This window comes from Corallococcus praedator (assembly GCF_003612125.1).
Classification (GTDB): domain Bacteria; phylum Myxococcota; class Myxococcia; order Myxococcales; family Myxococcaceae; genus Corallococcus; species Corallococcus praedator.
Map to the genome: position 1 here is coordinate 1 of NZ_RAWI01000431.1, position 7,412 is coordinate 7,412.

Sequence of the window (7,412 nt, forward strand, 5' to 3'; positions counted from 1 at the left end):
CCCCCACCTGGTCCCCTCCCCTGCGCGCGGCGGTGCAGGCCAACCGGGGGCTCGCCTTCTGTCAGGCGGGCTACCACTACGCCGCCGAGGAGGAGCTGAACGCCTTCCTCTCCGAGGCCGAGCGCCTCCCCGCCGAGGACTTCGGTTCCATCCAGGGGAGCACGCCCGCGCAGTCGCGCGAGCTGGTGCTCGCGGCCGGGCACTTCCTGCGCGCGTGGAACCGCATGGCCCTCAAGCGCGAGCGCGCCGCCGAGGACGACATCGAACAGGGGCTGCGCTCGCTCCAGACGCTGGGCGTGGAGAACGAGCTCACGTGGTGGGGCTGGGCCTTCATCCACGCACGGCGCGAACGCTACGCGGAGGCTGCGGCCTCGCTCGACAAGCTCGCCGCCAGTCCCTTCCTGGAGGAGACGGAGCGGCGCGACGTGCACGACAGCGCGGAGGCCCTGCGCAAGCACGGCGACAGCCTGCCCGTGTTCCAGCAGGCCCGCGCGGGCCTCCTCCTGGGACGGGCCCTGCTCGCGCGCGCTGGCGGCCTGGAGCACGTGCTCACCGTCGCGCTCGGCCCCGAACAGGCGAAGCAGCTCTACGCGCCCATCGCCTGGATGCAGCGGGTGCGCCAGGGCACCGCGACGCTGTCCCCGGAGCAGGTGGCCCAGGGCGCGGGCGAGACACTGGACCGCGCGCGGGAGGCGGGCAGCAAGGGCTGGGATGCCCTCAAGCAGCGCCTGGGCGACAAGGCCACGGCCGGCGAAACGCCTCCGTGAATCGAGGCGCAGGGCCTGAAGCATCCCCCGACTCACGGCTATCCTGATGCGCGATGACACCCCATGCATCCGGAGTCCCCGTGCGCACTCCTTCGCAGCCGCTCGCCTTGGTCGCGGTCTTGCTGTGCAGCCTGTTCGTCGGACCTTCCGCCGCCGCGCAGCCCGCGCTCCGGGCAAGGATTGACGCCTACGTGCAGGCCGAAATGGCCCGGCAGAAGGTGCCCGGCATCGCCGTGGGCGTGGTGAGCCATGGCAAGGTCCTGCTGGCGAAGGGCTATGGCTTCGCCAACCTGGAACACCGCGTCCCGGTCACCGCCGACACGCTCTTCCAGTCCGGCTCCGTGGGCAAGCAGTTCACCACGATGGCCGTGATGCTCCAGGTGGAGGCCGGAAGGCTGTCGCTGTCCGACAAGGTGACGAAGTTCTTCCCCGACGCGCCCGCGGCCTGGAGCGCCATCACGGTGCGCCACCTGCTGACGCATACCTCCGGCATCGCCGACCTGGAGGGACTGCTCGACGCACGCAAGGACTACACGGACGAGGAGCTCGCGCGCTTCGCGTACGCCCTGCCCCTCGAGTTTCCCGCCGGCTCCCGCTGGAACTACAGCAACACCGGCTATGTCCTGCTGGGCATCCTCGTGAACCGCGTCGCGGGCACCTTCTATGGGAACGTCCTCGCGGAGCACGTCTTCAAGCCCGCCGGAATGAAGACCGCGCGCGGCATCAGCGAGGCGGACGTCATCCCGAACCGCGCGGCCGGCTACCGCCAGGTCGAGGGCGTGGTGAAGAACCAGGAGTGGGTCTCCCCTTCGCTCAACACCACCGGGGACGGCTCGCTCTATGTCTCCGTGAAGGACATGCTGGCCTGGGATGCCGCCGTGCAGCGGCAGGCCCTCCTCACCCCGGAGAGCTGGAAGGAGATCCTCTCTCCCGTGAAGCTCACCAGTGGGGCCACCTACCCCTATGGCTTCGGGTGGCAGCTCGAGGAGCGCGGGGGCAAGCCCATCCACCTGCACGGGGGCGCGTGGCAGGGCTTCCGGAGCACCTTCGCGCGCTACCTCGGGGACTCGCTCTCCATCGTCGTGCTGGCCAACTCGGACTTCGCGGGGACCGGGAGACTGGTGGACGGCATCGCCACGCTCATCCATCCCTCGCTCGCCATCCCACCCCTCGCCCCCATCAAGGACCGCGAGCCCCAGGTCACCGCGCGGCTCAGGCTCCTGCTGGAGCAGGCCCGGAGCGGGACGCTCTCCCCCGGCGACTTCGCGTCCCTGCCGCCGAAGTCCTTCGAGGAACTCGCGAAGCACCACCAGCAGGCCCTGGAGGCGCTGGGGCCGGCGGGGTCCCTGGTCCTGGCGCAGCGGCTCACCCGGGGCGACGACCGCCTCTACACGTACCTCGTGACGTTCGGGCCGCGGACCTTCCGCTACTTCGTGGCGCTCACCCCCGACGACCGGGTGACGGCCTTCGGCCTGAGACCGAACGACCCCTGAGCGCGCCATCCAGCCTGGGAAGCAGACAGGTAGGCGGCGGTCCGGAGCAGATGCTGCTCGCGAGGAGGGGAGGGCCCAGCTTCCTGGAAAGCCTCTTCCTTCCAAGGAGCAAACCGCCCCATGAAAGCCATCTGTTGGCATGGTCACGGTGACGTCCGCTACGAGACGGTCCCCGATCCGAAGATCGAAGCCCCCGGCGACGCCATCATCAAGGTGACCCGCACCGCCATCTGCGGTTCGGACCTGCACCTGCTGGACGGCTACATGCCGACCATGAAGAGCGGGGACGTGCTCGGCCACGAGTTCATGGGCGAGGTGGTGGAGACCGGCGCCGGCGTCACGAAGCTCAAGAAGGGCGACCGGGTCATCGTCCCGTTCAACCTCGCGTGCGGCGAGTGCTTCTTCTGCAAGAAGACGCTGTTCTCCCTGTGCGACCGCTCCAACCGCAACGCGGAGGTCGCCGCGAAGGTGATGGGCTATTCGCCCTCCGGCCTCTTCGGCTATTCGCACATGCTGGGCGGCTACTCCGGAGGCCAGGCCGAGTACGTGCGCGTGCCGTACGCGGACGTGGGCCCGCTCAAGATTCCGGACGGCCTCACCGAGGAGCAGGTGCTCTTCCTCACGGACATCTTCCCCACCGGCTACATGGCGGCGGAGCACTGTGAGATGGAGAAGGGCGACACCGTGGCGGTGTGGGGCTGCGGCCCCGTGGGCCAGTTCGCCATCCAGAGCGCCTGGATGTTCGGCGCGGGCCGGGTCATCGCCATCGACCACGTGCCGGAGCGGCTCGCGCTCGCGAAATCCTGGGGCAAGGCGGAGACCATCGACTTCCTGAAGCAGGACGTCTTCGACACGCTCAACGAGCTGACGAAGGGCCGGGGGCCGGACCGCTGCATCGACGCGGTGGGCGCCGAGGCCCATGGCACCGGCAGCTTCGATGCGGTGCTCGACAAGGCGAAGGCCGCGGTGAAGCTCGCCACGGACCGGCCGCACGCGCTGCGCCAGGCCATCCACTGCTGCCGCAAGGGCGGCACGGTGTCCGTCCCCGGCGTCTACGTGGGCTTCCTGGACAAGGTCCCCATGGGGACCTTCGTCAACAAGGGCCTGACCATGAAGTCCGGGCAGACGCACACGCACCGCTACACGCGGCCCCTGCTGGAGAAGATCCAGGCGGGCGCCATCGACCCGACCCGGCTCATCACCCACCGCGCGAAGCTCTCCGAGGCGCCCGCGCTCTACAAGAAGTTCCGCGACAAGGAGGACGGCTGCATCAAGGTCGTCCTCTCGCCGTAGGCCTTTCTTCCGCGCGCCTACTCCCGGCCCGTCAGCCGGTAGTAGGCGTGGGGACGGCGCCAGCGGATGAAGGCCTGGGCCAGCGGGTTCATCCCCCACTGGATGGGGATGTTGTCCACGACGAAGCCCAGGTCGTCCTTGAACTGTCCCAGTTGGGAGGCCTCGGGGGCATGGAGGCCGCCCACCAGCGTGTGGACGGACTTGAGCCGCCGGCAGACCTGCGCGAATTCGTAGCTCAGCCCGGTGGAGATGTTCGTCGGCAGCGCCCAGGTGGCGTAGTAGGCGCTGAAGCCATACGCGACGCCGTCCACCACGTAGCCATCCAGGTAGCCGCCCAGCTTGCCGTCAATCAATCCGGCGAGCACGCACCAGTGGTCGGAGATGAAGTACTTCCTCACGTCCTTGAGGTAGGCCTCCGGCGTGGGGATCTTCTTGTGCTGGGTGCGCGTCAGGGCATCCCGGACGACCTCATAGCCCTGCTCCAGCAGGACGGAGGGCCCGGTGAGCTGGACGATGCGCACCGTCTTCTGAGCCTTGCGCAGCTTGTTGCGCCGGTTCGAGGACAGGTGATTGGCGTCGTAGTTGTCCAGGTCCTTGATGCGCACCACCGGCACCGTGCCGGTGGCGGAGTTCGCGGTCTCCGGCGTCAGGGCCGCCCGGAAGCCCCAGGAGAGCGGCGTGGGCGACGTGGCCTCCTCGGGCGTCAGCCGGGCCAGCAGGTGCACCGGCTGGAAGAAGCCGGGCGCGCCCGGCTGCACCCAGTAGTGGCCGCGGTGGGAAATGACGCGAACACCTTCTTCGCGCCGCCGTTCAGCCAGTTCCCGCTCCGTGAGACATGAGAAGTAAGCGTCCTGGGCGTCGCGGAGCTGTGGAATCGAGAGCACCATGGCAGTCCTTTCATGAAAGCCCGCGCTCCGCCGTCAGGACCGGGGCGCGCGATATGTGGTGAAGTGGTCCGTGGCGCCGTGGCCCCAGGACAGCGAGCACAAGAATGGCTCTTCACTGGGGCATGGGTCGTATGTCGTTTCCTCGGAAGCGCGAGCCGGCCGCTCAAGCCCTCAAGACAGCGCAAGGGTATGGGCTCCCGCCCTGCTTTCGTCACGCCCCCTCGAGTACACCGCTGATGTCGTGATTCCAGCGGACCGGCCCGCCCCCGCCCCCCAGGGCAGGGCATCTGTCGACTCATGCCAGGGCCGTAACGTCTTCCGGACACACGGACCGGTGGATGGGTTTACGCATGCGGCGGCAGACCCGAAGAATTCCGGCCAATGAGGCAAATCCTTCTTATCGGCCTGGCCTTGTGCGCAAATGCATGCGCCTGGGGCCCGGGGATGCACATGGACGAGGATGCCTTCCGGGAGCGGTACGCCGGAAAGGCAGACGCGGGGGCCAGCGATGCCTTCGAGATCGTCACCATCGACGCGTCCCTGTTGGGCCGGCAGCTGGAGTCCCGCCGGCAGGCGCGGCCCACGCCCCTGGTGGATCCACTGGCGCAGGTGGCCGTGGACTATGACTACAAGGTCAGCGCCCATGACGTGCTGAGCGTCATCGTCTGGGACCACCCGGAGCTCACCATCCCCGCGGGCGAGTTCCGCTCCGCCGAAGCCACGGGCCATCCGGTGGCGGCGGACGGGACGATGTTCTACCCCCATGTGGGCGTCATCCCGGTCGCGGGCAAGACGCTGCGGGCCATCCGCGAGCTGCTCACGCAGAAGCTGGCCAGCGTCATCGAACGGCCCCAGCTGGACGTGCGCGTGGCGGGTTTCCGGGGGCAGAAGGTCCAGGTGACGGGAGAGGTGGTGGCGCCCGGCAGCCTTCCCATCACCGACGTGCCCTTGCGCGTGCAGGACGCCATCAGCCAGGCGCGGGGCTTCGGGCCGGAGGCGGACCTGCGCACCGTCACGCTCAGCCGGGCGGGCACCACCTTCAACCTGGACCTGCAGGCCCTCTACGAACAGGGGGACGTGAGCCAGAACTGGCTGCTCACGGACGGCGACATCATCAACGTCGCGGACCGCAACCGCAACAAGGTCTTCGTGCTGGGCGAGGTCCGCAAACCCTCCTCGCGCCTGATGGTGAAGGGGCGGATGACACTGGCGGAAGCGATTGGCGACAGCGAGGGCTTTGATCCGCTGACCTCCAATCCGGGGCGCATCTACGTCATCCGGGGCAACTTCAACCGGCCCTCCATCTACAAGCTTGACGCAAGCTCACCGGACGCGCTGCTGCTCGCGGCGCAGTTCCAATTACAACCGCACGACGTCGTCTTCGTCTCCGCGCACGACTTGACGCAGTGGAACCGCATCATCCAGCAGATCCAGCCAACAGTTCAGCTGCTCTGGCAGGCAGTGGATATCGGAGACAGAACCATCATCATCGAAAACCCATGACGCACACCCCCGACAACGAAGACGAGCTGGGATTGGGTGGCTACCTGGCCATCCTGCTGGAGCGTCGCAACTCCATTGCCGCGACCGTCGCGCTGACCCTCGTGGTGGGCGGGCTGTATCTGCTCACGGCGACGCCGGTGTATCGCGCGAACGCCGTGCTCCGGATCGAACAGGAGGGCAGCAGCCTGGGCCAGCTGGATGAGCTGCTCTCGGATGCGCCCAGCGTCGCGGCCACGGAGATAGAGGTCCTCAACTCGCGGGTCCTGCTGGGCCGGGTGGCGGATACCCTGCGGCTGGGCGTGTCCGCCGAACCCCGCTACTTCCCCGTGCTGGGCGCCGCGCTCGCCCGCGCCCATGAGGGACCGGACCTGGCGCCCGTCCCCTGGTGGGGCCCGGACACCTACGCCTGGGGTGGGGAGCGCCTCCAGGTGGAGCGGCTGAACGTGCCGCCGGAGCTGGAGGATGTTCCGCTCACGCTCGTCGCGGAGGCGGCCGGCGGGTACGCGCTGCGGGGCCCCGATGGCGCCGTGCTGCTCCACGGCGAGGCGGGCACCGCCGCCACCACGCCCCCGGACTCCGCGCCCGAGGTGGAGCTGCTCGTCACCGGGCTGCACGCCCGGCCGGGGACGCGGTTCCAGCTGATGCGGCGCTCGCGGCTCGCGGTGGTGGAGGAGCTCCAGCGCGCGCTGCGCGTGGGCGAGAAGGGCCCCGGCACCGGCGTCCTCACCCTGGCCCTGGAGGGGCCGGACGCGGCGCTGGCCTCCGCGACGCTCCAGGCCCTCACGGAGGCGTATGTCCTCACCAACGTCGAGCGCCGCAGCGAGGAGGCCGGCCGGACACTGACGTTCCTCGACAGCCAGCTGCCCGGCCTGCGCCAGGGCCTGGAGCGCGCGGAGACGGCCCTGCGCGACTACCGCATGGGCAAGGGCGGCGTGGACCTGGGGCTGGAGGCCCAGGCCATCGTGGCCCGGAGCGCGGACCTGGAGAAGGCCCTCTCCCAGCTGTCCCTCGAGCGCTCGGAGCTGCGGCAGCGCTTCACCGAGCACCACCCCCTGTTCGTGGCCACCCAGAACAAGCTGGCGCGCCTGCGGGCGGAGCGGGCCATGCTCGACACCCAGCTCAAGGGCATGCCGAACGCGGAGCTGGTGTCCGCCCAGCTCACGCGCGACGTGAAGGTCGCCAACGAGCTGTTCCTCCAGCTCCACAACAAGGCCCAGGAGTACCGGGTGCTCAAGTCGAGCACCATCACCAACGCGCGCATCATCGACGCGCCCGTGGTGACGCGCACCCCGGTGCGCCCCACGAAGCCGGACGTGTTCGCGGTCAGCCTCGTGCTGGGGCTGGTGCTCGGCGTCGCGTCCGCCTTCACGCGCCAGGCGCTCCGACAGGGCGTGTCCAACCCCACCGCCCTGGAGGCCGCGCTCAAGGTGCCCGTCTACGCAAGCCTTCCCCTCGGCCCGGAGTCCGAC

General features: G+C 69.3%; 5 protein-coding genes and 1 pseudogene. 5 read left to right on the plus strand and 1 reads right to left on the minus strand.

Going from position 1 to position 7,412, the window contains the following annotated elements; translation table 11 throughout:
• From D7Y13_RS35110 to D7Y13_RS35120, 3 genes and pseudogenes are all read left to right on the plus strand, one after another.
• Positions 1 to 767, plus strand: a pseudogene (locus D7Y13_RS35110) (hypothetical protein); the annotation flags it as partial.
• A gap of 80 nt (positions 768 to 847) precedes the next feature.
• Positions 848 to 2,260, plus strand: coding sequence for a serine hydrolase domain-containing protein (locus D7Y13_RS35115; RefSeq protein WP_120585853.1), 1,413 nt, complete (start codon positions 848 to 850; stop codon positions 2,258 to 2,260).
• A 120-nt stretch (positions 2,261 to 2,380) separates the two neighbouring features.
• Entirely contained in the window at positions 2,381 to 3,553 is a 1,173-nt protein-coding gene (locus tag D7Y13_RS35120; protein ID WP_120537681.1) for a zinc-dependent alcohol dehydrogenase, read from the plus strand.
• A 17-nt stretch (positions 3,554 to 3,570) separates the two neighbouring features.
• Here the strand turns inward: D7Y13_RS35120 and D7Y13_RS35125 are convergent, their stop codons facing one another.
• Positions 3,571 to 4,440, minus strand: a complete 870-nt coding sequence (locus tag D7Y13_RS35125; RefSeq protein ID WP_120537682.1) for a hypothetical protein — start codon at positions 4,438 to 4,440, stop codon at positions 3,571 to 3,573.
• Positions 4,441 to 4,821: 381 nt separating this feature from the next.
• Here D7Y13_RS35125 and D7Y13_RS35130 point away from each other — a divergent pair, with 381 nt between their 5' ends.
• Together D7Y13_RS35130 and D7Y13_RS35135 are read left to right on the plus strand one after the other, a co-directional pair.
• Entirely contained in the window at positions 4,822 to 5,943 is a 1,122-nt protein-coding gene (locus D7Y13_RS35130) for a polysaccharide export protein (protein ID WP_120537683.1), read from the plus strand.
• Positions 5,940 to 7,412, plus strand: a 1,473-nt coding sequence (locus tag D7Y13_RS35135; RefSeq protein WP_120630928.1) for a GNVR domain-containing protein, incomplete at its 3' end; no start/stop codon positions are given. The genes D7Y13_RS35130 and D7Y13_RS35135, both read left to right, overlap by 4 nt.